Origin of the sequence: Rhodovulum strictum (assembly GCF_009649175.1) — a bacterium.
GTDB lineage: Bacteria > Pseudomonadota > Alphaproteobacteria > Rhodobacterales > Rhodobacteraceae > Rhodovulum > Rhodovulum strictum.
The window spans coordinates 23,588-48,164 of record NZ_WJPO01000012.1 but is presented as its reverse complement, the minus strand read 5'-3'; the positions used below and the strand labels follow the sequence as shown (position 1 = coordinate 48,164).

Sequence of the window (24,577 nt, the reverse complement as noted above, 5' to 3'; positions counted from 1 at the left end):
ATCGGGCCGAATGACGCAGCTATCGCTTGCGATGCGGGCACGCGGTTGGCACCATATTTGTGCGACCTTCAGCCAACGGAGTCGTTCTTGGGAATCAGCGCCCTGACCCCCCCGACGGACTCGAGCGAGCTTCACGAGACGCTCGTGGAGTTCCCTGACAATCGCCTTCTGATCGACCTTTGCGGCGAATTCGACCGCAACCTTGCCCAGATCGAGCACAAGCTTGGCGTGCATATCCTGCGCCGCGGCAACCGTCTGGCCGTGGTGGGCGAGGGCGGGCCGCGGGGCCAGGCGGCCCAGGTGCTTCGGCAGCTTTACACCCGGCTGGAAACCGGCAAGGGGGTCGAGGCGGGCGATATCGACGGCGCGATCCGGCTGGGCGAGTCCGCCCTGGGCACCGGCACGCAGCCGGGCGACCAGCTTGAGATGTTCCAGCGCGGCCGGGTCGAGATCCATACCCGGCGCAAGCTGATCGAGCCGCGCACCGAGGCACAGAAAGCCTATGTCCGCGCGCTTTACGAGAACGAGATGTGCTTTGGCATCGGGCCTGCGGGCACCGGCAAGACCTATCTGGCGGTCGCGGTGGCGGTGAACATGTTCATCGGCGGCCATGTCGACCGCATCGTGCTGAGCCGCCCCGCCGTCGAGGCGGGCGAGCGGCTGGGTTTCCTGCCCGGCGACATGAAGGAAAAGGTCGATCCCTACATGCAGCCGCTTTACGACGCGCTGAACGATTTCTTGCCGGGCAAGCAGACCGCCAAGCTGATCGAGGAAAAGCGCATCGAGATCGCGCCGCTTGCCTTCATGCGCGGCCGCACGCTGGCCAATGCCTTCGTGGTGCTGGACGAGGCGCAGAATGCCACGACGATGCAGATGAAGATGTTCCTGACGCGCCTTGGCGAAGGCTCGCGCATGGTCATCACCGGCGACCGCAGCCAGGTCGATCTGCCGCGCGGGGTGGCCAGCGGGCTGGCCGATGCGGAACGGCTGTTGCAGGGCATCCCCAACATCTCGTTCAGCTATTTCACCGCCAAGGACGTGGTCCGTCACCCGCTGGTGGCCCGGATCATCGAAGCCTATGACGCGGATCAGGAGCGGGGCGAGGGGCGGTAGCGAACCGCGCCCCGACCCGTCCCGGGCGGCCCGTTCCTGTGGGCCGGAAAACGACGGCCGCGTGGCAGGCCCGCCCCCCACCGCAGACGGAAGTCTAGATCGACCGGCCCGCGATTCGGGCGTTATCCTTTCCTTGCCCGGGCCATTCCCGTCCGGGTGGCGGGCGGCCTTGTTGCCCGAGGGAGGGAGAAACCATGTCTCACAAATATGTCGGCGGGTGCGAGCATGTGCGCACCTGGGCCGATCACGATCCGATCGACAACCACACCTGTCACTGTTCGGTCTGCAAGCGCGTGACCGGCCAGCCGACAACGCATGTCGTGTTCTTCAAGCATGGCGACCTGAGCGCCGCGAACGAGCACAACATGAACCGCCAGCCCTTCAACAGCGAGAACCCCGGCGGGCCGCTGGAGCTGTGTACCTGCAAGACCTGCGGTGCGCCGATCATGCTGGACGACAAGCAGCACCGCATCCGGGTGATCGTGCCGAACCTGATGGGCTATCAGTCGCGCGGGCTGGAGGCGACCTATCACGCCTTCTACGATCCCAAGACCGGCGTGCCCAAACCGAATGACGGCCGCCCCGTCTACGAAGGCTTGCGTCCGGAATTCGCCTGGCCCGCGGGATCCTGACCGCCCGCGCCCGAGAGATGGTTCCGCGCGGCCCTCTGCCGACCAAGGGCCGCCTGCCCCCGCACCGGGCGCGGAACCCGGGTCCGCAGGATGCTCCGGTCCTGCGGACCCCACTTGGGGATGCGTTTCCCCTTACGCCGGGCGGCGATCCCGGATAGATCCCGGCCATGAGTGTCGAGATCGTTTTCGAGGATGACCGCTGGGACGCGGCGGGTCTGGCCCCGCTGGCCGAGGCAGCCTGTGCCGCCGCGCTGGCGCATCTGGGCCTTGATCCCGAGACCTGCGAGATCAGCCTGCTGGCCTGCGACGATGCCCGCATCGCCGGGTTGAACGCCGAGTTTCGCGGCAAGCCCGCGCCCACCAACGTCCTGTCCTGGCCGGCCGAGGATCTGGCGGCCGAGGAGGATGGCGATGCGCCCCATCCCCCCGAGCAGCCGCCCGAAGGCATGCCGACCGAACTGGGCGATATCGCCATCGCCTATGAGACCTGCGCGCGGGAAGCCTGCGAGCAGGGGATTTCGTTTAACCATCATGTCACGCATCTTGTGGTACATGGATGCCTGCATCTGTTGGGTTACGACCACATCCGTCCGCAAGATGCCGCCCTGATGGAGGGGCTGGAGGTGGAAATACTTGCAAAACTCGGGGTGGCTGACCCATATGGCTGAAGGCGGGCCGAGAGCCCGCGCATTCTGGTAAGGATTGATGGGCGACGAGACGGACGGGTCGTCTAGCGCTGCGCAAGGCGCGCTTGAGACCGACAATCTGGAAAGCCGGGGCATTCTGGGTCGGCTTGTGGCGGCGATCAGGCCTGCTGCCGGGGATGATTCGGACGAACAGGGGGTGAATGGCACCGCGGCGCGGCCGCAGGTGCCCCTTGGCATCGGCAATCTCAGCCGCTTGCGCATCGAGGATGTGGCCATCCCCAAGGCCGAGATCGAGGCGGTGCCGCTGGACATTTCACGCGACGATCTGGTGCGGGTGTTCCGCGAGACGGGGATGACCCGGCTGCCGGTCTATGACGGCACGCTCGATTCGCCGGTGGGCATGATCCACCTCAAGGATTTCGCGCTGCGCTACGGCTTCAACGGCAAGGGCACGGATTTTGCGCTGAACGACATGGTGCGCCCGCTGCTTTACGCGCCGCCCTCGATGCCGATCGGGGTGCTGTTGCAGAAGATGCAGACCCAGCGGATGCACATGGCGCTGGTGATCGACGAATATGGCGGGGTCGACGGGCTGGTGACGATCGAGGATCTGATCGAGCAGGTCGTGGGCGAGATCGAGGACGAGCACGACACCGAGGAAGCCGCGCTGTGGACGCTGGAAAAGCCCGGTGTCTATCTGGCCCAGGCGCGCGCGCCGCTGGACGAGTTCGAGACCGAGATCGGGCTGAGGCTGGTCGAGGGCGAGGATATCGAGGAAGTGGATACGCTGGGCGGGCTGGTCTTCATGATGATCGGCCGGGTGCCCGCGCGCGGCGAGGTGATCCGCCACGAAAGCGGCACCGAGTTCGAGGTGGTCGATGCCGATCCGCGCCGGATCAAGCGGCTGCGGGTGCGGCTGCCGGTGATGGCCGGCTGAGACCATGACCGCCCACCGGCCCCGGATCGTGCAGGCGCTGGCGCGCGCGCCGGTGGCGGCGCTGGGGCTGGGCGCGCTGGCGGCAACGGGGCAGGCGCCCTTCGGGCTTTGGCCCGTCGCACTTGTGGCGCTGGCGGGGCTGACCTGGCTGGTGGCGCGTGCGCCGGGGCCGCGACAGGCGGCGCTGGTCGGCTGGGCCGGGGGCGTGGGGCATTTCGCGCTGGCGCTGGCGTGGATCGTCGAACCCTTTCTGATCGACCTGCATGCCCATGGCTGGATGGCGCCCTTTGCGATGGTCGGCATGGCCGGGGGGCTGGCGCTGTTCTGGGGCGCGGCGGGGGGCTTTGCGGGCTGGGCGGGGCAGGGGCTGCGCCGCCGGGCGCTGGGCTTTGCGCTGGCGCTGGCCGCGGTGGAACTGGCGCGCGGTCATGTGCTGACCGGCTTTCCCTGGGCGCTGCCGGGGCATGTCTGGATCGGGGCGCCGCAGATGCAGTTGGCGGCCCTGTTCGGGCAGAACGGGCTGACGCTGTTCACCACGCTGGTCGCGGCGCTGCCGCTTCTGCTGCCGCTTGGTCCCGGCCGGTCGGCGGGCGCGGTTCTGGCGGCGCTGATGGTCACGGGGGCGGGGGTCTGGGGCGCGCTGCGGCTGGAGGCACCGATGCCCGCCGACCCCGATCCGCCGCAGATCCGGCTGGTCCAGCCCAATGCGGCGCAGCATCTGAAATGGCGGCCCGACATGCAGCAACTGTTCTGGGAACGGCTGCTTGACCTGAGTGCCGAACCCTCGGACCCGGTGCCCGAGCTGATCCTCTGGCCCGAAACCGCGGTGCCCTGGCTGCTGGAACGCTCTGGCGGGGCGCTGGCGCTGATCGCGGATGTGTCGGGCGGCGTGCCGGTGATGATGGGCATCCAGCGCGGCGAAGGAAACGCGGTCTTCAACAGCCTTGCGGTGATCGGGCCGGGCGGCGCGGTTGCCCATGTCTATGACAAGCATCACCTCGTCCCCTTTGGCGAATACATCCCCTTCGGCGAGGTGCTGGGCCGGTTCGGCATCCGCGGGCTTGCCGCGCAGGATGTCTGGGGCTATGGCGCGGGGCCGGGGCCGGTGGTGCTGGATCTGGGACCGCGGCTGGGCACCGCGCTGCCGCTGATCTGCTACGAGGCGGTGTTTCCCCAGGGTTTGCGGGTGCCGGAGCGGCCGCGCTGGATCGCCCAGCTGACCAACGATTCCTGGTTCGGCGACTGGACCGGCCCCTATCAGCATCTGGCGCTTGCCCGGCTGCGCGCGGTCGAACAGGGCCTGCCGCTGCTGCGTTCGGCGAATACCGGCGTTTCGGCGGTGATCGACGCGCGCGGGCGGATCACCCACAGCCTGCCCCTGAACACGGCGGGCCAGGTGACCGCGCCGCTGCCCCCCGCCCTGCCGCCCACGCCCTATGCGCAGAGTGGCGACTGGCCGGTTCTGCTGGTGCTGGTTGCCGCGCTGTCTGGAATGGTCGCAGCCCGGCGCCGGAAATAGCCATTGATTCCGCTGGGGGCGCGGCGTAAGTCGGGCGTCGGACCGCCACAACGGCTTCCTGGCGTGGCGGGGATTGACCCAACGGAGCACTTCCATATGACGCGCCAGAACTACCTTTTCACCTCCGAATCCGTTTCGGAGGGGCACCCCGACAAGGTCTGCGACCGGATTTCCGATGCCGTTCTCGACGCCTTCCTCGCAGAGGAGGCGAACGCCCGTGTCGCCTGCGAGACCTTCGCCACAACCGGCATGGTGGTGATCGGCGGCGAGGTGGGGCTGACCGACCGCGAGCGGCTGAAGAACTACATGGGCCGGATCGGCGAGATCGCGCGCGATTGCATCCGCGATATCGGCTACGAGCAGGAGAAGTTCCACTGGAATACCTGCCATGTGCTGAACTTCCTGCACGAGCAGTCGGCCCATATCGCCCAGGGTGTCGACCGCGACGGGGCGGGGGACCAGGGCATCATGTTCGGCTATGCGACCGACGAGACGCCGGAACTGATGCCCGCGCCGATCCAGTATGCCCATGCGATCCTGCGCCGCCTGGCCGAAGCGCGCAAATCCGGCGCCGAGCCGACGCTGCGCCCCGATGCCAAGTCGCAGCTGACCGTACGCTATGAGGGCGGCAAGCCGGTGGCGGTCGATTCGATCGTGCTGTCGACCCAGCACGAGCTTGAAAGCCAGACCTCGCATGACATCCGCCAGATCGTGGAGCCCTATATCCGCGAGGTGCTGCCCGAGGGCTGGATCCACGACAAGACCGAGTGGCACGTGAACCCCACGGGCACCTTCGTGATCGGGGGGCCCGATGGCGATGCGGGGCTGACCGGGCGCAAGATCATCGTAGATACCTATGGCGGCGCGGCGCCGCATGGCGGCGGGGCCTTCTCGGGCAAGGATCCGACCAAGGTGGACCGCTCGGCGGCCTATGCGGCGCGCTATCTGGCGAAGAACGTGGTCGCGGCCGGGCTTGCGCGGCGCTGCTGCCTTCAGGTGTCCTATGCGATCGGGGTGGCCAAGCCGCTGTCGATCTATGTCGACACCTATGGCACGGGCGAGGTGCCCGACGAGGTGATCGAGCGCGCGGTCTCGCAGGTGATGGACCTGACCCCGCGCGGCATCCGCGAACATCTGACGCTGAACCGGCCGATCTATTCGCGCACCGCGGCCTATGGCCATTTCGGGCGTGCGCCCGAGGCCGATGGCGGGTTCAGCTGGGAACGGGTCGATCTGGCCGCGGAACTGAAGGCCGCTGTCTGAGAGATTGCGCCGGGCTGACGCCCGTCGCCCGGGGGGGCGCGCGCCTTGCGGCGCGCGCCCCCTTGGCGTTCGGAGCGGGTGTTCGGGCCGGGCGGTTGGCCTTGACGGGCGGGGCGGTCCGGATTAGGGCGCGGACCATGAGCGAGCCGCCCCCAGACCCCCAAGGCCCGCGCCGGGAATGGCGCAATTTCTATGGCCGTCGGCATGGCAAGACCCTGCGCGACCGGCAACGGGAATATCTCGACGCCGATCTTGCGGCGCTGTCGCCCGGTCCGGTCGGCTGGGATGTCAACCCCGAGCGGCAGCCGCTGGATCTGGCCGCGCGTTTCGGCGGGCGCGAGGTCTGGCTGGAGATCGGCTTTGGCGGGGGCGAGCACATGGTCCACCAGGCCGCGCATCGCCCGGATGTGGGGATCATCGGCTGCGAGCCCTTCATCAACGGCGTGGCGATGCTGCTGGGCAAGATCCGCGCAGCCGGTGTCGAGAATGTCGCCGTCCATCCGGGCGATGTGCGCGACCTGTTCGACGTGTTGCCCGAGGCCGGGATCGCGCGCGCCTTCCTGCTTTATCCCGATCCTTGGCCGAAGAAGCGCCATCATCGACGCCGCTTCGTGACGCCGGATTTCCTGGAGCCGCTGGCGCGGGTGATGCGCCCCGGGGCCGAGTTGCGCGTGGCGACCGACATTCCCGATTATGTGCGCCAGACCCTGATCGAGGTGCCGAAGGCCGGGTTCGACTGGCTGGCCGAGGGGCCGGGCGACTGGCGCCAGCCCTGGGGCGACTGGCTGTCCACCCGCTACGAGCAGAAGGCGCTGCGCGAGGGGCGGGTGCCGCATTACCTGACCTTCCGCCGCCGCTGAGGCACTGCCCCGGGCGGTGCGCCGGGGGGCGGGCGTCGGAATTGGGTATTTGGACCAAGAAGAAGCAGGGGGGCGTGTGCCGGGCTGCTGGACGGGCCGCGCCGCTTTCGCTAATCCGGCCGGGCGCGATCCGCTGCGAGAGGAGCCCCCGCATGTCCGCCCATGGCGACCCGATCCCGATGAGTGCCCGCCGGGCCGGCCCGCTGAGCGGTGTGGCCGAGGTGCCCGGTGACAAGTCGATCAGCCATCGGGCGCTGATCCTGGGTGCGCTGAGCGTGGGCGAGACCCGGATCACGGGGCTGCTGGAAGGGCAGGACGTTCTGGACACCGCGCGCGCGATGCGGGCCTTCGGGGCCGATGTCGCGCATCTGGGCCCGGGCGAATGGGTGGTGAACGGGGTCGGCGTGGGCGGGTTTGCCGAGCCCGCCGACGTGATCGATTGCGGCAATTCGGGAACCGGCGTGCGGCTGATCATGGGGGCGATGGCAAGCTCGCCGATCACCGCGACCTTTACCGGCGATGCCTCGTTGCGGGCGCGGCCGATGGGGCGGGTGACCGAGCCGCTGGCGCTGTTCGGGGCGGCGGCCTATGGGCGCGCGGGCGGGCGGCTGCCGATGACGGTGGTGGGCGCGGTCGAGCCGGTGCCGGTGCGCTATGCGGTGCCGGTGCCGTCCGCACAGGTGAAATCGGCGGTGTTGCTGGCGGGGCTGAATGCGCCGGGCGAGACAGTGGTGAAAGAGCGCGAGCCGACGCGCGATCATACCGAGCGGATGCTGGCGGGGTTCGGGGCGTCGCTGCGTATCGAGCAGACGGACGAGGGCCGGGTCATCGTGCTGACGGGCCAGCCGGAATTGCGGCCGCAAAGCATCGCGGTGCCACGCGATCCCAGTTCCGCGGCCTTTCCGGTCTGTGCGGCGCTGATCGTCGAGGGCTCGGACGTGCTGGTGCCGGGGATCGGGCTGAACCCGACGCGGGCGGGGCTGTTCACGACGCTGATCGAGATGGGGGCCGATCTGAGCTATGAGAACCCGCGCGAGGAGGGCGGCGAGCCGGTTGCCGATCTGCGCGCGCGGTTTTCGCCCGCGATGAAGGGCATCGAGGTGCCGGCCGAGCGGGCGCCGAGCATGATCGACGAATACCCGATCCTGGCCGTGGTCGCGGCCTTTGCCGAAGGCGTCACACGGATGCCGGGGATCGGGGAATTGCGGGTCAAGGAAAGCGACCGGATCGCGGCGATGGCGGCGGGCTTGCGGGCCTGCGGTGCCATGGTCGAGGAGGGGGCGGACTGGATGGCGGTGACCGGCAGGGGGCCGGGCGGGTTGCCGGGGGGCGCGACCTGCGCCACGCATCTGGACCACCGGATCGCGATGTCGTTTCTCTGCGCCGGGATGGCGGCGCAGCATCCGGTGACGGTGGATGATGCCGGGCCCATTGCCACGTCCTTTCCGGTGTTCGAGCCGTTGATGGAGCGGCTGGGCGCGGTCTTTGCCCGGGTGGGCGCATGAGCTTTACCGTTGCCATCGACGGCCCCGCCGCGGCGGGGAAGGGCACGATCGCGCGGGCGGTGGCGGCGCGGTTCGGGTTCGCCCATCTCGATACCGGGCTTCTTTACCGTGCGGTGGGGGCGCGGATGCTGGAGGGCGCCGATCCGGTCGCGGCGGCGCGCGGGCTGGCCCCGGCGGATCTGGCCCGGTCCGACCTGCGCGCGGCCGATGTCGCCCGGGCGGCCAGCGAGGTTGCCGCGATCCCCGAGGTGCGGGCGGCACTTGTGGCGTTCCAGCGGGGTTTTGCCCGGCAGGCGGGGGGCGCGGTGCTGGACGGGCGCGATATCGGGACGGTGATCTGCCCGGAGGCGGAGGTGAAGCTTTACGTCACCGCCAGCCCCGAGGTGCGGGCGCATCGGCGCTGGCTGGAAGAGGGCGGCGACGCGGCGCAGGTTCTGGCCGATGTGCATGCGCGCGATGCGCGCGACACGGGCCGGGAGGATGCGCCGCTCAAGGCAGCCGGGGATGCGGTTCTGATCGACACGACCGCCCTGGATATCGACGGGGCGGTTGCGGCGGCCTGTGCCCATGTCGCGGCGCGGCTTGCCGGAAAGGCGGCGCGCTAGCGCGCCGCCCGTTCAGGATGCCAGCCGGTAATCCGCCTGCCCGCCCGGGCCGGTCTCGGCCAGCCGGAACCGGTCCATCCCCGAGGTCAGGTCGGCAGCGACGCTGCGCAGCGCCTCGGTTTCGGCGGTGGTTGACGAGACCATGCTGGAATTCTGCTGCGTCGAGCGGTCGAGTTCGCCGACGGCCGTTGTCACCTCTTCCAGGCCAACAGACTGTTCGCGCATCGCGGCGGCGATGACCGCGGCCAGGTCGCTGATCTCGCCGATGGCGGCCGAGATCTCGTTGATCGTTCCGGCGGCGCTGTCGATCAGGGTCGCGCCGCGTTCGACCTGTTCGCCCGACTTGCCGATCAGCGCGCCGATCGATTCGGTGGCTTCGGAGGCGCGCAGCGCCAGTGCGCTGACCTCGGAGGCGACGACGGCGAAGCCCTTGCCTGCCTCGCCCGCCCGCGCCGCCTCGACCCGCGCGTTCAGCGCCAGAAGGTTGGTCTGGAAGGCGATCGAGCCGATCATGTCGACGATTGCGGTGATCTCGTTCGCGGAGCCGCGGATGTCCTGCATCGCCGCCGTCACTTCGCCCATGACCTCAAGGCCGTGGCCGGCGGTTCGCCGCGCGTTGTCGGCGATGCGGTCGGCATCGGTGGCGCGCTTGCTGGCCTCGGAGACCGAGGAGGACAGTTCGAGCAGCGCGGCCGAGGTTTCCTCCAGCGCGGCGGCCGAGCTTTCGGTTCGGTGTTGAAGCTGGTCGATGGCATGCGACATGTCGCCGATCCGGCCGGACAGTTCGCGCGTGCCGTCGCGGGATTGCCGGATCAGTTCGGCCAGCCCGGATCGTGCGGCTTCGGCATTGGCAAGCACCTCGCCCAGACGGCCGGGCAGGCGGCTGTCGATGGGCCGGGTCAGGTCGCCCTCGGCCAGACCCCGCATCGCGTTCAGGATGGTTGCAAAGGCGCGGTCCAGCGCGGCCATCATCTGGTTCAGCCCGTCGCAGATGCGTTGCAGATCCTCGCGCCCCGGGCGGTTCGGGATCGTGCGGCTGAAATCGCCCTCGCGCGCCGCGTCGACCAGCATTGCCACATCGGATACCATCGCCCGGTTGGCCGCGCCCGTGGCGATGGCGGCGGCAATCTCGCGCGCGAGCAGGCCGAATTCGTCGGATTGGCCGATACAGGGCACCTGGTCCACAGGTTCGTCGCGGGCGACCGCGGCCATGGTCCGGCTGAGCCGGCTGAGCGGGTGCAGGATCATCACGGCCAGCATTGCGGCAAGGGCAGCCGTGACCCCGGCCAGCAGGATGGCCGCACCGATGACATGGGTCCGCGCCCGGTCGGCCCCGGCCTGAAGGGCGGCGATGCGGGTGTCGAAGCGTTGTTCCATCGTGGCGAGGAACTCGTTCACCGGAGCCATGATGTCGGCCTTGAACGCATGGTAGTCGCGCGAATGCAGCAGCCCGGCGGCAAGCGCCGCATCGGGCGCGCCCCGCACGGTGTAGGCGCCCGCGGTATCGGCAAAGATGCCCTTGACCGCGTTCATCGCCCGCACCTCCAGCCCCACCAGCCCGTCGGAATTGGCCTGGGCCTGCGCCAGAAGGGCGAATTCGGCCTCGGTGAAGCCAGCATCCTTCATCAGGTCGGCAAGCGGGCGGGTCACGCCGCTGCCACCCGAGGCGGGCCGGTCGGCGGCAAGAAAATCCCAGTAGATGCGATGGTAGGCGGCGGGCCGTTCCTGCTGGCCGTTGCGGATGGCGAGGATGTCCATGTACTGCGTTTCGTAGCGGTCATCGCCGGTCAGCACATAGGTCCGGGCCAGGCGCGTGAGGTCGTCGCTGGATTGCCTGAACTCGTCGGCCAGCAGGTAGGACTGGTAGCGGTCTGCCCAGGCGTCGCGCACCGCCTCGTTGGCCTGCCCCATCCGGGTTGCGCTGAAGATCATGTAGCCGACCGCAGCAGCGGCAAGGGCCAGCATCAGGCCCGAGACGATGCGGATGCGCGCGCTGCCGAACATGGGGTGTCCTCTCGCCTGGTTCGCAAACTGCCTTGGGAATAGGCATCAGATATTGCGAATTCCCTAAGCGGTGCGTGGCCGGAATGCTTGTCAGCGAGGGGCGTTCGGGCTATAGGCCCCCATCCTTGAGACGAGTCGCCCTGACCCGGAATCCCCGGGCATAGGCGTCATGTCTGACCGGGGCCATCAAAGACCGGCGGATCCAACCGCCTGGCCGGAAAACATCTGAAAAGGACCAACTGCATATGTGCGCCAAGAACGCTATGGAAGAATTCGAAGCCCTTCTGAAGGAGAGCTTCGAGATCGACACGCCCGCCGAGGGTAGTGTCGTCAGGGGCAAGGTCATCGCCATCGAGGCGGGCCAGGCCATCATCGACGTCGGCTACAAGATGGAAGGCCGCGTCGATCTGAAGGAATTCACCAATCCGGGCGAGGCCCCGGACATCGCCGTGGGCGATGAGGTCGAGGTCTATCTGGACCGGGTCGAGAATGCCCGCGGAGAGGCAGTCATCAGCCGTGACAAGGCCCGCCGCGAAGAGGCATGGGACCGGCTGGAGAAAGCCTATGCCGAGGATGCCCGCGTCGACGGCGCGATCTTTGGCCGGGTCAAGGGCGGCTTCACCGTCGATCTGGGCGGCGCCGTGGCGTTCCTGCCGGGCAGCCAGGTCGATGTGCGCCCCGTGCGCGATGCCGGTCCGCTGATGGGGCTGAAGCAGCCGTTCCAGATCCTGAAGATGGACCGCCGCCGCGGCAATATCGTGGTCAGCCGCCGTGCCATCCTTGAAGAATCCCGCGCCGAACAGCGCGCCGAGATCATCGGCAAGCTGGCCGAGGGCGATGCCGTGGATGGTGTGGTCAAGAACATCACCGAATACGGCGCCTTCGTCGATCTGGGCGGTGTGGACGGCCTGCTGCACGTCACCGACATGGCCTGGCGCCGCGTCAACCACCCCTCGGAAATCCTGTCGATCGGCGAGACCCTGAAGGTTCAGGTCATCAAGATCAACAAGGACACCCACCGCATCAGCCTGGGCATGAAGCAGCTTCAGGAAGATCCGTGGGATTCGGTCGAGGCCAAGTTCCCGCTGGGTTCGGTTCACAAGGGCCGCGTGACCAACATCACCGATTACGGCGCCTTCGTGGAACTGGAGCCGGGCGTAGAGGGTCTGGTCCACGTGTCCGAAATGTCCTGGACCAAGAAGAACGTCCACCCCGGCAAGATCGTCTCGACCAGCCAGGAAGTCGACGTCATGGTGCTGGAGATCGACACCGCCAAGCGGCGCGTTTCGCTGGGTCTCAAGCAGTGCATGCGCAACCCCTGGGAAGTCTTTGCCGAGACGCACCCGGTCGGCACCGAGGTCGAGGGCGAGGTCAAGAACATCACCGAATTCGGTCTGTTCATCGGCCTGGACAACGACATCGACGGCATGGTGCACCTGTCTGACCTGAGCTGGGACCAGCGCGGCGAAGAGGCGATCCAGGACTACCGCAAGGGCGACATGGTCAAGGCGGTCGTGACCGAGGTCGACACCGACAAGGAGCGCATCTCGCTGTCGGTCAAGGCGCTTGAAGGCGACCCGTTCGCCGATGCCGTGGGCGGCGTGAAGCGCGGCTCGATCATCACCGTGACCGTGACCATGATCGAGGAAGGCGGGATCGAGGTGGAGTATGAGGGCATGAAGTCCTTCATCCGCCGCTCGGATCTGTCGCGTGACCGGTCGGAACAGCGCCCCGAGCGGTTCCAGGTCGGCGACAAGGTCGATGTGCGCGTGACCAACATCGACTCCAAGTCGCGTCGTCTGGGCCTGTCGATCAAGGCCCGCGAGATCGCCGAGGAGAAAGAGGCGGTCGAACAGTATGGCAGCTCGGATTCGGGTGCCTCGCTGGGCGACATCCTTGGTGCCGCGCTGAAAGGCGAAGGCAGGTAACAGGGACCGGCCCCGCCGGCCGTATCGCGGCCCCGCAAGCAATTGCGGGGCCGTTTTCCGTTGACCGAATCACGAATTCGCGAGCCCGCCTATCGGGGCCGCAAGCCCTGCACAGCGCCCGAAACCGTGGGCACCGGGCCTGCGTGACGCGTCTTTCCGCCGCTTCCCCCACGGATTTCAAAGGCTTTCTGTTTCTCCGAAGGGCAAAACATGCCTATATTCCGCAAGCCTCTGCCGTGCAGGCCAGAAAGGCGCAGAACAGGGACAGAGCAATGATCCGATCCGAATTGATCCAGAAGATTTCGGAAGATAACCCGCATCTCTACCAGCGCGATGTCGAACGCATCGTGAATACGATTTTCGAGGAAATCATCGCCGCCATGGCGCGGGGCGACCGGGTGGAACTGCGCGGATTCGGTGCGTTCTCGGTCAAGAAGCGGGACGCGCGCACCGGGCGCAACCCGCGCACCGGCGAGTCGGTGGATGTGTCCGAGAAATGCGTGCCTTTCTTCAAGACGGGGAAGCTGCTACGCGATCGCCTGAACGGAAAATGACCGAGTCAGACCATGCGCGCCATCCGCTACCTCTTTCTGCTGCTTCTTGCGATCTGCCTTGTCGTCGTCGCCATGGCGAACCGTCAGGTGGTGACGCTGAACCTCTTGCCCGACGAACTGGCCGCCTTTTCGGGGATTGCCTGGTCGATCGGGTTGCCGCTTTACGTCGTCGGGTTCGGCGGGCTTCTGGCGGGGGTTCTGCTGGGCTTCTTCTGGGAATGGCTGCGCGAGACCAAGTATCGTTCGCAGGCCAGCCGGCAGCGCCGCGAGGCGGCCCGGCTCAAGCGCGAACTCGACAAGGTCAAGGCCGACAAGCACAAGACCGAGGGGCGCGACGAGGTGCTGGCGCTGCTTGAGGCAAGCGGCAAGACCGGCTAGGCGGCGTCATGTCGTCCGATATCAGGGTCAAGATCTGCGGGTTGACGGATTCTGCGGCGGTGGCCGCGGCGGTGGGCGCGGGTGCGGCCTATCTGGGCTTCGTGTTCTTTCCGAAATCGCCGCGGCATCTGGAGATCGAGGCCGCCCGCACGCTTGCCGCCGAGGTGCCGCCGGGGATCGCCAAGGTGGCGCTGACGGTCGATGCCGATGATTCCACGCTGGCCGCGATGCTGGATCGGGTGCCGATCGACATGCTGCAACTGCATGGCCATGAAAGTCCCGCGCGCGTGGCCGAGATCCGTGCGCGGTTCGGGCTGCCAGTGATCAAGGCGGTGGGCGTGGCCGATGCAGGCGATCTGCCCGGGCTTGCCGAATACGCCCGGGTGGCCGACCAGCTTCTGGTGGATGCAAAGCCGCCACGGGATGCCGTGCTGCCCGGCGGCAATGGGCTCAGCTTCGACTGGCGGCTGATCGCGAACCGGCGCTGGCCGGTGCCGTGGATGCTGGCGGGCGGGCTGACGCCCGAAAACGTGGCCGAGGCGATCCGGCTGACCGGCGCGCGGCAGGTCGATGTGTCTTCCGGCGTGGAATCCGCGCCGGGGGTCAAGGATGCGGCGCTGATCGCGCGGTTCGTGGCGGCCGCGCGCGGGGAGGAGACGCAATGAAGGGGCTTGCCGGACTGATCGCGGTGCTGGCGCTTGGCGCGCTGGCCATGGCCTTTACCAAGCCCACCCAGGCGGCTTTCGAGGCCCAGCTCGAAGCCCGGCTTCTTGCGCGGATCGACGCCGCCGATCCCGAGGCGGCGGCCGATCCGGTCGAGGCGATCCTGCTCACCACCTGCAAGCTGGGCCGGGCGCAATGCGCACAACTGATCCGCTCGCTGATCGCGCTGGAATATGAGGACAAGGTGCTGTTCTCGCGCGCCGAGGTCCGGCTGGGCAATGCCGAAAGCGCCAGTTGCATCGGGGCCCTTACCCGCATCTTCTGCACCGAGCGGTGACGGCCCGGCCCATGCGCGACCGGGCGAGGGGCTGGCTTTACCGCGTCGGGGACACGCGATAGACAGAGGCTCGACCGAGGAGGAGCGCGCGAGATGCCCGACGATCTGATCAATTCCTTCATGACAGGCCCGGACGAGCGGGGGCGCTTCGGCATCTTTGGCGGGCGGTTCGTGTCGGAAACGCTGATGCCGCTGATCCTAGAGCTTCAGGCGCAATACGAACATGCCAAGACCGACCAGAGCTTCTGGGACGAGATGGCGTTCCTGTGGAAGCATTATGTCGGCCGGCCCAGCCCGCTTTACCATGCCGAACGGCTGACCGAGCGGCTGGGCGGCGCGAAGATCTACATGAAGCGCGACGAGTTGAACCATACCGGCGCGCACAAGATCAACAACGTGCTGGGCCAGATCATCCTTGCCCGCCGCATGGGCAAGACCCGCATCATCGCCGAGACCGGCGCGGGCCAGCATGGGGTTGCCACCGCCACCGTCTGCGCCAAGTTCGGGCTGAAATGCGTGGTCTACATGGGGGCGACCGATGTCCAGCGGCAGGCGCCCAACGTGTTCCGCATGCGTCTGCTGGGGGCCGAGGTGGTTCCCGTCACCTCGGGGCGCGGCACGCTGAAGGACGCGATGAACGACGCGCTGCGCGACTGGGTGACCAATGTGCGCGACACCTTCTACTGCATCGGCACCGTGGCGGGCCCGCATCCCTATCCGGCCATGGTGCGCGATTTCCAGGCGATCATCGGCAAGGAAGCCCGGGCCCAGATGCTCGAGGCCGAGGGCCGGTTGCCCGATACGCTGGTCGCCGCCATCGGCGGGGGCTCGAACGCGATGGGGCTGTTCTATCCCTTCCTCGACGATCCCGATGTGCGGATCATCGGGGTCGAGGCGGGCGGGCATGGCGTGGATGACCGGATGGAGCATTGCGCCAGCCTGACCGGCGGGCGGCCCGGCGTGCTGCATGGCAACCGCACCTATCTGTTGCAGGACGAGGATGGCCAGATCCTCGAAGGTCATTCGATCTCGGCCGGGCTCGACTATCCCGGGATCGGGCCGGAACATGCCTGGCTGCACGAGACCGGCCGCGCCGACTATGTCGCGATCACCGATGCCGAGGCGTTGGCGGCGTTTCAGCTGTGCTGCGAGACCGAGGGCATCATCCCCGCGCTGGAACCCAGCCACGCACTGGCCCATGTCGCCAAGATCGCGCCCGGGCTGCCCAAGGATCACCTGATCTGCATGAACATGTGCGGCCGCGGCGACAAGGACATCTTTACCGTCGCCCGCCATCTGGGCTTCGACATGGGCGGGTACTGACGGCGCTCAGGGCAGGGCGTGGCGTTCCAGAACGTCGAGCGGCACGATTTCCAGCGCGGCCCTGTGCGTCGCGCTGAGATCCACCCGCGGCGCGCAGCCTTCGTCATGGGCTTGCAGGAAGCGGCCTGCGCACAGGCACCAGCGATCGCCCGGTTTCAGCCCCGGAAAGCCCCATTCCGGGCGCGGGGTCGACAGGTCGTTGCCGACATATTTGGAATAGGCCAGGAATTCGGCCGTCATCACCGCGCAGACGGTATGGCTGCCGCGGTCGTCGGGGCCGGTGTCGCAGCAGCCGTTGCGAAAGAACCCGGTCAGCGGCGTGGTGGAACAGGGGGCAAGCGGTCCGCCCAGAACATTGACCGAAGGGGCCCTTTGCATCGCCATCGTTCGTCTCCTATCTGAAGCGGTCCACCAGTTTCTGTAGCGCCGAGCGGCTGTCGGCGGGCGCAGGCTCCGCCACCGGCGCGGGCTGGGCCGCGGCCTCGCGCCCGGCATTGCGCGGCGGGGCGGTGCGCAGCGCGACCGCGTTCAGGAACCGCGCCCCGTCCCCCTCGGCCAGCGCCGCCGCGCCATCGGAGATCCCGCGCAGCAGATCCGCCAGCCACTCCTGCTCGGGTTTGGCGAAATCGCTGAGGACATAGGCCGAAACCCGGTCCTTGTGGCCCGGATGCCCGATGCCCAGTCGCACCCGCTCGAAATCCGGCCCGATATGGGACTGGATCGAGCGCAGCCCGTTATGCCCCGCATGCCCGCCGCCCTGCTTGAGCCGGCATTTGCCGGGCGCAAGGTCAAGCTCGTCATGGAACACGGTCAGATCGGCCGGGGTGAGCTTGAAGAACTGCATCGCCGCCTGCACCGAATCGCCCGAGCGGTTCATGAAGGTTTCGGGCTTCAGCAGCACGACCTTTTCGCGCCCCAGCCGCCCCTCGGCCAGTTGGCCCAGGAATTTCGCGCGCCAGGGCGCAAAGCCGTGATCGGCGGCGATCCGGTCGACGGCCATGAAGCCGATATTGTGCCGGTTGCCCGCATATTTCGCACCCGGATTGCCGAGCCCCACGAACAGGCGCATGCGCGCTCTCCCTGCTTGAACCTTTGCCCTTGATGCCGTGAACTGGCCGCGGATTCCAGAGCGGCAAGACCGGGAGGCACGCGCAATGTATCTGACGATGAACCGTTTCAAGGTGAAACCGGGCAGCGAAGAGGCGTTCGAGGCAGTCTGGAAGAGCCGCGACAGCCATCTGAAATCGGTGCCGGGCTTTGTCGCGTTTCACCTGCTGAAAGGCCCCGAGAAGGCGGGCTATCGCCTTTACGCCTCGCATACCTTCTGGGACAGCGAGGCCGCGTTTGCCGCCTGGACGAAATCCGAGGCGTTCCGGGCCGCGCATAAGGGGGCCAGGGGGCCGTCCGATCTGTATGTCGAGCCGCCCGAGCTGGAACTGTTCGAGTCGGTGCAGCATCTGGCCTGAGAACCGCCGCGTTTCTGCGCAATCTGACGGCAAATGCCTGTGAATCGGGCGCGCCCCCCCGGGCCGCGTTGCGCGCGTGCGCCGGGACAAGGAATTGGAAACCCCGCCGCCGCTAGTCTTGTGCAAAAGCGAGGCGACGCGCATGTTGCATTTCCTTTTCCGGCTTTTCGGGGCGCTGCGGCGGGGCAGGGGCGCGGTTGCGGCCTGTGCGCTGGCCATGGCGCTGAATATCGGCACCGCCGCGAGGGCCGGCGAGGCACCCTTCGATCCCGAGGCGGCGCTGGCCGAACTGGCGCCGCTGGCGATTGCGGCGGGCGAGGCCGATCTGTCCGATACCGCCCGGCTCAAGGCCGGGATCCTGTGCGTTGCCTGGGCGCGGGACATGATCGCGCAGCATTGGCGCGTGCTCGACGCGCTGGACGGGCCGGGCACCTGGTCGCGGGCGCGTCAGCAACTCTGGATGCAGGCCGGTTGGGTCGAGGAATTCGAGGCGCAGCAGGTGCGCCCGGTGATCGACGCCGCCAGCCAGACCGACCTGCTGGCCCTCTGGTGGCCCGATGGCGTGCGCACAGAGGCGGGCAGCGCGGCGGCGATGCGCATGCACCGTTTCTGCACCGGCCTGCCGGGTCTTCTGGGAACGATCACCCCCGACGCGCCGCCGGGATTCTGAGGGCGGCATTGCCCCCTTGCGAACGGAAACGGGGCCCCGCAGGGCCCCGTTCCTGTCTGTGGCAGGCGGGGGCGATCAGCCCTCTTCGCCTTCCTCGCTGTCGGCCGAGCGCAGGCCCGACGGCGCCGAGATGTTCGCGATCACGAAATCGCGGTCGGTGATCGTGGGGCGCGTGCCTTCGGGCAGCGCGACGTCCGAAATGTGAACGATGTCGCCCACGTTCAGGCCGCTCAGATCCACGATCAGCTTTTCGGGGATCTCGCCCGCGGTCACCATCAGTTCGACCTCGGGGCGCACTACGGTCAGCACGCCGCCGCGCTTGAGGCCCGGGGATTTCTCGTGGCCAACGAACTCGACCGGGATGAACAGATTGATCCGCGAGGTTCGGCGCAGGCGCATCAGGTCGACATGGATCGGCAGATCCTTGACCACATCGCGCTGCACGCCGCGGCAGATCACGCGCACATCCTCCTGGCCTTCGACCTTGAGGTTGAACAGCGTGGACAGGAAGCGGCCCGCCTTGAGGCGCTTGAGCAGTTCGTTGTATTTCAGGTTGATCGGCAGGGGCTCGGCGCCGCCGCCATAGACGATGCCCGGAACGAGTTGCTCGCGGCGAGCTTGACGAGCGGCCCCCTTGCCTGTCCCCGTCCGTTCCGTGGCGAAGAGATCCGGAATCTCACCAGCCATTGGTCATTCTCCTAGGTTCTGGGCATCCTCCAAGGGTGTATGCCCGGTTGAAGCCGTGCCCTTAGCCGAGACGGCGCCGCTTGGGAAGGGCGAATCCGGGCGCTCAGGCCCAGTTGCCCTCGAAATCCGACGGCACCAGCAGGATGTCGCGGTCCAGCGCCGCGACCGACCTGCGCCCGCAGAGCGCCATGGTGGTGTCCAGCTCCTTGTGGATCACCTCCAGCGCGCGGGTGACGCCCGCCTCGCCCATCGCGCCCAGCCCGTAGACGAAGGCGCGGCCGATATAGGTGCCCCTGGCCCCCAGCGCCAGCGCCTTGAGCACATCCTGGCCCGAGCGGATGCCGCCATCGAAATGCACCTCGACCTGATCGCCCACGGCGCGCACGATGCCGGGCAGCGCGCGGATCGAGGACAACGCCCCGTCAAGCTGCCGCCCACCATGGTTCGACACCACGATCGCATCGGCGCCCACATCGACCGCACGCCGGGCATCCTCGGCGTCCAGAATGCCCTTGAGGATCAGCTTGCCTCCCCATTGCTCCTTGAGCTTGCGCACCTTGTCCCAGTCAAGCGAGTGGTCGAATTGCTCGGCCGTCCAGTCGGTCAGCGACGAGGCATCGCTGACGCCCCTGGCATGGCCCACGATATTGCCGAAGAAGCGCCGCTTGGTGCCCAGCATCTCCAGCCCCCAGCGCCATTTCGTCGCCAGGTTCGCCATCGTCCGCAGCGTCGGCTTGGGCGGGGCGGACAGCCCGTTCTTCAGATCCTTGTGCCGCTGGCCGAGGATTTGCAGATCCAGCGTCAGCACCAGCGCCGAACAGCGTGCATCCTTGGCGCGTTGCAGGATGCGGGCCACGAAATCCTCGTCGCGCATGACGTAAAGCTGGAACCAGAAGGGCTTGGTCGTGTGCGCTGCCACATCCTCGATGGAACAGATCGACATGGTGGAGAGTGTGAAGGGCACGCCGAATTTCTCGGCTGCACGCGCGGCCTTGATCTCGCCATCGGCCGATTGCATGCCCGTCAGCCCGACCGGCGCCAGCGCCACCGGCATCGCCACATCCTGCCCGATCATGCGCGCGGCGGTCGACCGCCCCGCCATGTCCACCGCGACGCGCTGGCGCAGCCGGATCTGAGCGAAATCCGAGATATTGTCGCGAAAGGTCTGCTCGGTCCAGCTTCCCGACTCGCAATAATCGTAGAACATCCGCGGCGCGCGGCGGGCATGGATGCGGCGCAGGTCCTCGATGGTGGTGATCACGGGCATTCTGCGACTCCCTGACATTGGTCAAGGCGCTTTACCAATCGGGCCGCAGGCTCGCAACGCCCTTGGCGCGGTCGGGCGGTGGACACGATCCCGGCGCAATCACCCTGGGTTGAGCCTTGTTCCTGCCTGACCCGCATCACGCTTATTCACGATTCCGAACAAATTCCTACCCAATACCCCGCCTAGCCTCATCCTTGGTGTGTGAGGTATTATCATGATCGGGAAGCTCATCCTAATCGTGGTGGGGGTATTCTTGTCGGCGGCTCCTGGCATGGCTCAGAAGGCGGGTGTGGGGGCTTGGGAAAACCCGAGCTATACCATGATCCGCTGGATCGAGGATGCGCCGGGGCTTGGCTGGTATTACAACTGGCGGGCGGATCAGATCTGGTCGCGCCAGAAACATCGGCGCGATGTCGAATTCGTGCCGATGATCCATAACGCCCGCGAGGTGAACAAGCCGATCCAGTCGGAACGGCGGGTCACGACGCTCCTGGGCTTCAACGAGCCCGACGGCTATGGCGGCGATCATCAGGCGGGAATGACGGTGGCCGAGGCCATTGCGCTCTGGCCCAAGCTTCAGGCGCGCGGGCTTCGGCTTGGCAGCCCGGCAACGACGCGCGACCAGACGCTGGGGCCGAATTCCTGGCAGCGCCGCTTCATGACAGAAATCGAGCGGCGCGGCATGCGGGTCGATTTCATGGCGGTGCACTATTACACGACCGATGGCGATGTCGAGGCGTTCCGCCGCTGGCTGATCCAGGTGCATCGGGAATATCGCAGGCCGATCTGGGTGACCGAATTCGCCTATATCGACTGGAACCGCCCGCGCGCGGCCAGCTATGAACGCAACGCCGCCTTTGCCGCGTCCGCGATGCAGATGATGGAGGAACTGCCCTTTGTCGAACGCTATGCCTGGTTCGCGGCCAATCCCTATCCCTGGGGCGGAAGCGCACCCAGGATCAACCTGGTCGATGACCGGCTGAAACCGACGCCGGTGGGCAAGGCCTATGAACAGATGATGGCCGCCTTCGCCAGCGTCGAGGTTGCCAGCGCCGAGTAAGCGCGCGGGCCGCGTCCGGCAACGGGCGCGGTCATCCCAGCGGGCCGGTCCGATAGAGCCGGATCTTCAGCCCGCCATGCGGGATTGGCGGCCCGTCCGGGCCAAAGGGCAACCCGGTCGCGCGGGCAAGCTGCGGTTCGCTGGTCACGATCCCGACCCGCCAGCCCGCAAACCGCGTCCTCAGCACCTCGCCCAGCGTTCCGTATAGCGGATAAAGCGCGCGGGCATTACCGATCCGCCCGCCATAGGGCGGGTTCACCATCACCAGCCCGGGCGGGCCATCGGGCGGGGTCAGCGCGGCGATGGGCTGGCAGGTGAAGCTGGTCAGCGCGCCGACGCCCGCCCGTTCCGCATTGGCCCGGCTGGCGGCGATGGCGCCCTGATCGCGGTCGAAGCCGTGAAACCGCAGATCGGGCAGGGCAGGGGCGGGCACCGCCCGCATCGCGCCCCACGCGGCCGGATCGAAGCCCGCGAATTCCTCGAAGGCAAAGCCGCGCCCGCGGCCCGGCGCCAGCCCCGCCGCGATCTCGGCCGCCTCGATCACGAAGGTGCCCGAGCCGCACATCGGATCGACCACCGGCTCGCGGCCCGAATAGCCGCATTGGCGCAGGAACAGCGCGGCCAGCGTCTCGCGCAGCGGCGCCTTGCCCACTTCCTGCTTGTGGCCGCGCCGGTGCAGCGGCTCGCCCGAACTGTCCAGGCTGATCGTGCACAGGTCATCCTCGATCCGCACCAGCACCCGGATCGGCGCATCGTCGGCAATGGGCGCGCCCAGCGTTTCGGCGATGGCGCGCTCGATCCGCTGCGCCGCTGCCCCCGCATGATAGATGCGCGATCCCCGGCAACTGGCCTCGACCCTCACCGGGCGGTCGGGGCGCAGAATATCGGCCCAAGGCACGCGCCGCGCGCGCTTGTCCAGTTGCGCCAGGTGCAGCGCGCGAAAGGCGGCAATGCGTACCAGCACCCGCCCCGCACCGCGCAGCCAAAGATTCGCGCGCCGGATCTCGGGCCAGCCGCCGCAAAGCGCGACGCCGCCCGGGCAGGGCGCGACGCCGCGAAAGCCCAGCGCGCGCGCCTCGTCGGCCAGCGCCTCCTCCAGTCCCGGGGGGGCGGCCAGAAAGATCTCCGGATCGGCTTGGCTTTCCATGCCGCCTGCCTAAAGCGCAAAGCGGCCGGAGTGAAGCGGGGATCGGCAGGCCCGCGCAGCAAGTCCCGCGCGATCTGCCTTCTTCTTGGCAAAAATACCCCGGGGGGAGTCCGCAAGGACGGGGGGCAGCGCCCCCCCGCGCCGGTGCCGTCTCAGACCGCGGCCTTGCGGCTTTGCTCGATATAGATCTCGCGCAGCCGCCGCGCGACCGGACCCGGCTTGCCGTCCCCCAGCGCCACGCCGTCGACCGACACCACCGGCATCACGAAGGTCGAGGCCGAGGTGATGAACGCCTCGTCCGCGGCCTGTGCCTCCTCGATGGTGAAGGGGCGTTCCTCGACCTGCATCTGCGCCTCGCGGGCAAAGGCCAGAACGGCGGCGCGGGTGATCCCGTGCAGGATCTCGTTGCCCAGTTGGCGCGTGATGATCCGGCCATCCTTGACGATATAGGCGTTGTTGCTGGTCCCTTCGGTCACGAAACCGTCCTCGACCATCCAGGCATCGTCCGCGCCCGCGCGCCTGGCCATCATCTTGCCGACCGACGGGTAGAGCAGTTGCACGGTCTTGATGTCGCGCCGGCCCCAGCGGATATCGGGGATCGAGATCACCTTGAGCCCGGTCTGCGCCGCGGGGCTGTCGACCAGCCCCTTGGACTGGGTGAACAGCACCACGGTCTGCGGCGTCTCGGCCGGATCGGGGAAGACGAAATCGCGGTCCGCGGGGGCGCCGCGGGTGATCTGAAGATAGACCATCCCTTCGGTCACATCGTTGCGCGCCACCAGTTCGCGATGGATCGCCAGCAACTCGCCCGATGTCATCGGCGAGGGCATGTCCAGTTCGGCCAGCGAGCGTTCCAGCCGCGCGGCATGGCCGGGGAAATCGACCAGCTTGCCGTCGATGACGCTGGTCACCTCGTAGACGCCGTCGGCGAACAGGAAGCCGCGGTCGAAGACCGAGACCCTGGCCTGATCTTCGGGCAGATACTCGCCATTGACATAGACGATCCGGCTCATCGCTCTGGTCCTTTCGCTCTTGCGGCCCGGCGTCAGCCCCACAGGAACGCATCGGGCGGATGCACGCCCTTTGCGTCGTAGCGCAGCGCATTGGGGCGGTCTTCGGCCAGAAGCAGCGGGCCGTCAAGATCCGTCACCGCCGCGCCCTGGGCCAGCACCACGGCGGGCGCCATCGCAAGGCTGGTGCCGACCATGCAGCCCACCATGATCCCGAAGCCTTCGGCCCGGGCGGCCTTTTTCAGGGCCAGCGCCTCGGTCAGCCCGCCGGTCTTGTCGAGCTTGATGTTGACCATGTCGTACTTGCCCTTGAGCCCCGGCAGCGAGGCGCGGTCATGGCAGCTTTCATCGGCGCAGACGGGCAGGGGGCGGGCGATCTCGGCCAGCATGTCGTCGGACCCGGCGGGCAGGGGCTGTTCCACCATCTCGACCCCCAGCCGCACCAGATGCGGCGCAAGCTCGGTATAGATCTCGGGCGTCCAGCCCTCGTTCGCATCGACGATGATCCGCGATTTCGGCGCACCTGCGCGCACCGCCTCGATCCGGGCCATGTCGTCTTCGGTGCCGAGCTTGACCTTCAGCAGCGGGCGCTGCGCGTTGCGCTCGGCCGCCGCGCGCATGTTTTCGGGCGCGTCCAGCGACAGGGTGAAGGCCGTGATGACGGGTTTCGGCGCGGGCAGGCCCGCCAGTTGCCACACCCGCCGGTCGGCCCGCTTGGCTGCCAGATCCCACAGCGCGCAATCGACGGCATTGCGGGCAGCACCCGGCGGCAGCAGATCCTGCAAGGCCGCGCGGTCAAGGCGGTCGGGCAAACCCGCGATCTGGGCGGCGACGCTGTCGGGCGATTCGCCATAGCGGGCATAGGGCACGCATTCGCCCCAGACCATCGCGCCATTGGCGGCGATGCGCACGGTCAGCACCTCGGCCGCGGTTCGGCTGCCGCGAGAGATGGCGAAGGGTTCTTTCAGGGCGAAGCTTTCGGGTGTGACGACGATCTGCATG

26 protein-coding genes and 1 riboswitch are annotated in these 24,577 nt (G+C 67.8%); of the genes, 18 read left to right on the top strand and 8 right to left on the bottom strand.

Features of this window, described 5'->3' with window-relative positions:
• The first annotated feature begins 87 nt into the window (after positions 1 to 87).
• The 9 genes from GH815_RS09375 to GH815_RS09335 all read left to right on the top strand — a co-directional run bounded on the left by GH815_RS09375 (position 88) and on the right by GH815_RS09335 (position 9,081).
• On the top strand, positions 88 to 1,113 hold the full coding sequence (locus tag GH815_RS09375; protein WP_153748511.1) for a PhoH family protein: 1,026 nt from the start codon (positions 88 to 90) through the stop codon (positions 1,111 to 1,113).
• 194 nt (positions 1,114 to 1,307) lie between these two features.
• Positions 1,308 to 1,745: a GFA family protein gene (locus GH815_RS09370; protein WP_153748510.1), complete on the top strand. Its 438-nt coding sequence runs from the start codon at positions 1,308 to 1,310 to the stop codon at positions 1,743 to 1,745.
• A gap of 167 nt (positions 1,746 to 1,912) precedes the next feature.
• Positions 1,913 to 2,413: an rRNA maturation RNase YbeY gene (gene ybeY / locus GH815_RS09365; RefSeq protein WP_153748509.1), complete on the top strand. Its 501-nt coding sequence runs from the start codon at positions 1,913 to 1,915 to the stop codon at positions 2,411 to 2,413.
• 37 nt (positions 2,414 to 2,450) lie between these two features.
• Positions 2,451 to 3,329, top strand: a complete 879-nt coding sequence (locus GH815_RS09360) for a hemolysin family protein (RefSeq protein WP_153748508.1) — start codon at positions 2,451 to 2,453, stop codon at positions 3,327 to 3,329.
• A gap of 4 nt (positions 3,330 to 3,333) precedes the next feature.
• A complete protein-coding gene (lnt, locus tag GH815_RS09355; protein ID WP_153748507.1) occupies positions 3,334 to 4,848 on the top strand; it encodes an apolipoprotein N-acyltransferase in 1,515 nt (504 codons plus the stop codon).
• Positions 4,849 to 4,887: 39 nt separating this feature from the next.
• Positions 4,888 to 4,937, top strand: a riboswitch (SAM-SAH riboswitch).
• Positions 4,938 to 4,944: 7 nt separating this feature from the next.
• Positions 4,945 to 6,111 (top strand): methionine adenosyltransferase, encoded by a 1,167-nt coding sequence (gene metK, locus GH815_RS09350; protein ID WP_153748506.1) that lies wholly within the window; start codon positions 4,945 to 4,947, stop codon positions 6,109 to 6,111.
• Between the two features lie 137 nt (positions 6,112 to 6,248).
• On the top strand, positions 6,249 to 6,971 hold the full coding sequence (trmB, locus tag GH815_RS09345; RefSeq protein WP_153748505.1) for a tRNA (guanine(46)-N(7))-methyltransferase TrmB: 723 nt from the start codon (positions 6,249 to 6,251) through the stop codon (positions 6,969 to 6,971).
• Between the two features lie 152 nt (positions 6,972 to 7,123).
• Positions 7,124 to 8,476 (top strand): 3-phosphoshikimate 1-carboxyvinyltransferase, encoded by a 1,353-nt coding sequence (gene aroA, locus GH815_RS09340; protein ID WP_153748504.1) that lies wholly within the window; start codon positions 7,124 to 7,126, stop codon positions 8,474 to 8,476.
• Positions 8,473 to 9,081, top strand: coding sequence for a (d)CMP kinase (locus tag GH815_RS09335; RefSeq protein WP_153748503.1), 609 nt, complete (start codon positions 8,473 to 8,475; stop codon positions 9,079 to 9,081). The genes aroA and GH815_RS09335 overlap by 4 nt, the downstream gene beginning before the upstream one ends.
• Before the next feature lie 12 nt (positions 9,082 to 9,093).
• On the opposite strand, the gene GH815_RS09330 is transcribed toward GH815_RS09335, so the two are convergent.
• Positions 9,094 to 11,085 carry a methyl-accepting chemotaxis protein gene (locus tag GH815_RS09330; RefSeq protein ID WP_153748502.1) on the bottom strand — a complete coding sequence of 664 codons (1,992 nt, stop codon included), beginning with the start codon at positions 11,083 to 11,085 and terminating at the stop codon, positions 9,094 to 9,096.
• A 245-nt stretch (positions 11,086 to 11,330) separates the two neighbouring features.
• On the opposite strand from GH815_RS09330, the gene rpsA reads away from it, so the two are divergent.
• The 6 genes from rpsA to trpB all read left to right on the top strand — a co-directional run bounded on the left by rpsA (position 11,331) and on the right by trpB (position 16,268).
• The gene (gene rpsA, locus GH815_RS09325) at positions 11,331 to 13,013 is read left to right on the top strand and encodes a 30S ribosomal protein S1 (protein WP_153748501.1); all 1,683 of its coding nucleotides are present in this window, start codon (positions 11,331 to 11,333) and stop codon (positions 13,011 to 13,013) included.
• Between the two features lie 272 nt (positions 13,014 to 13,285).
• Positions 13,286 to 13,567, top strand: coding sequence for an integration host factor subunit beta (ihfB, locus tag GH815_RS09320; protein WP_153748559.1), 282 nt, complete (start codon positions 13,286 to 13,288; stop codon positions 13,565 to 13,567).
• A gap of 12 nt (positions 13,568 to 13,579) precedes the next feature.
• Complete coding sequence (locus GH815_RS09315) at positions 13,580 to 13,945, top strand: lipopolysaccharide assembly protein LapA domain-containing protein (protein WP_153748500.1); 366 nt, start codon at positions 13,580 to 13,582, stop codon at positions 13,943 to 13,945.
• 8 nt (positions 13,946 to 13,953) lie between these two features.
• Positions 13,954 to 14,610, top strand: coding sequence for a phosphoribosylanthranilate isomerase (locus tag GH815_RS09310; RefSeq protein WP_153748499.1), 657 nt, complete (start codon positions 13,954 to 13,956; stop codon positions 14,608 to 14,610).
• Entirely contained in the window at positions 14,607 to 14,945 is a 339-nt protein-coding gene (locus GH815_RS09305) for a hypothetical protein (RefSeq protein ID WP_153748498.1), read from the top strand. The genes GH815_RS09310 and GH815_RS09305 overlap by 4 nt, the downstream gene beginning before the upstream one ends.
• A gap of 93 nt (positions 14,946 to 15,038) precedes the next feature.
• The gene (gene trpB, locus GH815_RS09300) at positions 15,039 to 16,268 is read left to right on the top strand and encodes a tryptophan synthase subunit beta (protein WP_153748497.1); all 1,230 of its coding nucleotides are present in this window, start codon (positions 15,039 to 15,041) and stop codon (positions 16,266 to 16,268) included.
• Between the two features lie 6 nt (positions 16,269 to 16,274).
• Here trpB and GH815_RS09295 read toward each other — a convergent pair whose 3' ends face one another.
• Both GH815_RS09295 and pth read right to left on the bottom strand, forming a co-directional pair.
• Positions 16,275 to 16,646, bottom strand: a complete 372-nt coding sequence (locus tag GH815_RS09295) for a DUF2237 family protein (protein WP_153748558.1) — start codon at positions 16,644 to 16,646, stop codon at positions 16,275 to 16,277.
• 16 nt (positions 16,647 to 16,662) lie between these two features.
• Complete coding sequence (gene pth / locus GH815_RS09290) at positions 16,663 to 17,337, bottom strand: aminoacyl-tRNA hydrolase (RefSeq protein ID WP_153748496.1); 675 nt, start codon at positions 17,335 to 17,337, stop codon at positions 16,663 to 16,665.
• 85 nt (positions 17,338 to 17,422) lie between these two features.
• Here pth and GH815_RS09285 point away from each other — a divergent pair, with 85 nt between their 5' ends.
• A complete protein-coding gene (locus GH815_RS09285; RefSeq protein WP_153748495.1) occupies positions 17,423 to 17,734 on the top strand; it encodes an antibiotic biosynthesis monooxygenase family protein in 312 nt (103 codons plus the stop codon).
• A 142-nt stretch (positions 17,735 to 17,876) separates the two neighbouring features.
• Complete coding sequence (locus GH815_RS09280; protein WP_153748494.1) at positions 17,877 to 18,404, top strand: hypothetical protein; 528 nt, start codon at positions 17,877 to 17,879, stop codon at positions 18,402 to 18,404.
• A 75-nt stretch (positions 18,405 to 18,479) separates the two neighbouring features.
• Here GH815_RS09280 and GH815_RS09275 read toward each other — a convergent pair whose 3' ends face one another.
• On the bottom strand, positions 18,480 to 19,091 hold the full coding sequence (locus GH815_RS09275; protein WP_153748493.1) for a 50S ribosomal protein L25/general stress protein Ctc: 612 nt from the start codon (positions 19,089 to 19,091) through the stop codon (positions 18,480 to 18,482).
• Between the two features lie 103 nt (positions 19,092 to 19,194).
• On the bottom strand, positions 19,195 to 20,358 hold the full coding sequence (locus tag GH815_RS09270; protein WP_153748492.1) for an alpha-hydroxy acid oxidase: 1,164 nt from the start codon (positions 20,356 to 20,358) through the stop codon (positions 19,195 to 19,197).
• Positions 20,359 to 20,629: 271 nt separating this feature from the next.
• Between GH815_RS09270 and GH815_RS09265 the strand changes: the two genes are divergently transcribed.
• On the top strand, positions 20,630 to 21,418 hold the full coding sequence (locus tag GH815_RS09265) for a glycosyl hydrolase (RefSeq protein WP_153748491.1): 789 nt from the start codon (positions 20,630 to 20,632) through the stop codon (positions 21,416 to 21,418).
• A gap of 31 nt (positions 21,419 to 21,449) precedes the next feature.
• Here GH815_RS09265 and GH815_RS09260 read toward each other — a convergent pair whose 3' ends face one another.
• The 3 genes from GH815_RS09260 to dgcA form a co-directional block, all read right to left on the bottom strand.
• Positions 21,450 to 22,565 carry a THUMP domain-containing class I SAM-dependent RNA methyltransferase gene (locus GH815_RS09260; RefSeq protein WP_153748490.1) on the bottom strand — a complete coding sequence of 372 codons (1,116 nt, stop codon included), beginning with the start codon at positions 22,563 to 22,565 and terminating at the stop codon, positions 21,450 to 21,452.
• Between the two features lie 152 nt (positions 22,566 to 22,717).
• Complete coding sequence (locus tag GH815_RS09255; RefSeq protein WP_153748489.1) at positions 22,718 to 23,578, bottom strand: D-amino-acid transaminase; 861 nt, start codon at positions 23,576 to 23,578, stop codon at positions 22,718 to 22,720.
• Positions 23,579 to 23,610: 32 nt separating this feature from the next.
• Complete coding sequence (gene dgcA, locus GH815_RS09250; RefSeq protein WP_153748488.1) at positions 23,611 to 24,576, bottom strand: N-acetyl-D-Glu racemase DgcA; 966 nt, start codon at positions 24,574 to 24,576, stop codon at positions 23,611 to 23,613.
• Between the last annotated feature and the right edge of the window lies 1 nt (position 24,577).

Bases quoted from the DNA above. Each gene is read 5' to 3' on its own strand.
- GH815_RS09310 (WP_153748499.1), top strand. From the start codon at position 13,954: ATGTCGTCCGATATCAGGGTCAAGATCTGCGGGTTGACGGATTCTGCG.
- GH815_RS09315 (WP_153748500.1), top strand. From the start codon at position 13,580: ATGCGCGCCATCCGCTACCTCTTTCTGCTGCTTCTTGCGATCTGCCTT.
- pth (WP_153748496.1), bottom strand. From the start codon at position 17,337: ATGCGCCTGTTCGTGGGGCTCGGCAATCCGGGTGCGAAATATGCGGGC.
- trmB (WP_153748505.1), top strand. From the start codon at position 6,249: ATGAGCGAGCCGCCCCCAGACCCCCAAGGCCCGCGCCGGGAATGGCGC.
- GH815_RS09275 (WP_153748493.1), bottom strand. From the start codon at position 19,091: ATGGCTGGTGAGATTCCGGATCTCTTCGCCACGGAACGGACGGGGACA.
- metK (WP_153748506.1), top strand. From the start codon at position 4,945: ATGACGCGCCAGAACTACCTTTTCACCTCCGAATCCGTTTCGGAGGGG.
- trpB (WP_153748497.1), top strand. From the start codon at position 15,039: ATGCCCGACGATCTGATCAATTCCTTCATGACAGGCCCGGACGAGCGG.
- GH815_RS09280 (WP_153748494.1), top strand. From the start codon at position 17,877: ATGTTGCATTTCCTTTTCCGGCTTTTCGGGGCGCTGCGGCGGGGCAGG.
- GH815_RS09260 (WP_153748490.1), bottom strand. From the start codon at position 22,565: ATGGAAAGCCAAGCCGATCCGGAGATCTTTCTGGCCGCCCCCCCGGGA.
- GH815_RS09330 (WP_153748502.1), bottom strand. From the start codon at position 11,085: ATGTTCGGCAGCGCGCGCATCCGCATCGTCTCGGGCCTGATGCTGGCC.
- GH815_RS09360 (WP_153748508.1), top strand. From the start codon at position 2,451: ATGGGCGACGAGACGGACGGGTCGTCTAGCGCTGCGCAAGGCGCGCTT.
- ybeY (WP_153748509.1), top strand. From the start codon at position 1,913: ATGAGTGTCGAGATCGTTTTCGAGGATGACCGCTGGGACGCGGCGGGT.
- rpsA (WP_153748501.1), top strand. From the start codon at position 11,331: ATGTGCGCCAAGAACGCTATGGAAGAATTCGAAGCCCTTCTGAAGGAG.
- lnt (WP_153748507.1), top strand. From the start codon at position 3,334: ATGACCGCCCACCGGCCCCGGATCGTGCAGGCGCTGGCGCGCGCGCCG.
- GH815_RS09270 (WP_153748492.1), bottom strand. From the start codon at position 20,358: ATGCCCGTGATCACCACCATCGAGGACCTGCGCCGCATCCATGCCCGC.
- GH815_RS09285 (WP_153748495.1), top strand. From the start codon at position 17,423: ATGTATCTGACGATGAACCGTTTCAAGGTGAAACCGGGCAGCGAAGAG.
- GH815_RS09295 (WP_153748558.1), bottom strand. From the start codon at position 16,646: ATGCAAAGGGCCCCTTCGGTCAATGTTCTGGGCGGACCGCTTGCCCCC.
- GH815_RS09370 (WP_153748510.1), top strand. From the start codon at position 1,308: ATGTCTCACAAATATGTCGGCGGGTGCGAGCATGTGCGCACCTGGGCC.
- ihfB (WP_153748559.1), top strand. From the start codon at position 13,286: ATGATCCGATCCGAATTGATCCAGAAGATTTCGGAAGATAACCCGCAT.
- GH815_RS09305 (WP_153748498.1), top strand. From the start codon at position 14,607: ATGAAGGGGCTTGCCGGACTGATCGCGGTGCTGGCGCTTGGCGCGCTG.
- dgcA (WP_153748488.1), bottom strand. From the start codon at position 24,576: ATGCAGATCGTCGTCACACCCGAAAGCTTCGCCCTGAAAGAACCCTTC.
- GH815_RS09265 (WP_153748491.1), top strand. From the start codon at position 20,630: ATGGCTCAGAAGGCGGGTGTGGGGGCTTGGGAAAACCCGAGCTATACC.
- GH815_RS09255 (WP_153748489.1), bottom strand. From the start codon at position 23,578: ATGAGCCGGATCGTCTATGTCAATGGCGAGTATCTGCCCGAAGATCAG.
- GH815_RS09335 (WP_153748503.1), top strand. From the start codon at position 8,473: ATGAGCTTTACCGTTGCCATCGACGGCCCCGCCGCGGCGGGGAAGGGC.
- aroA (WP_153748504.1), top strand. From the start codon at position 7,124: ATGTCCGCCCATGGCGACCCGATCCCGATGAGTGCCCGCCGGGCCGGC.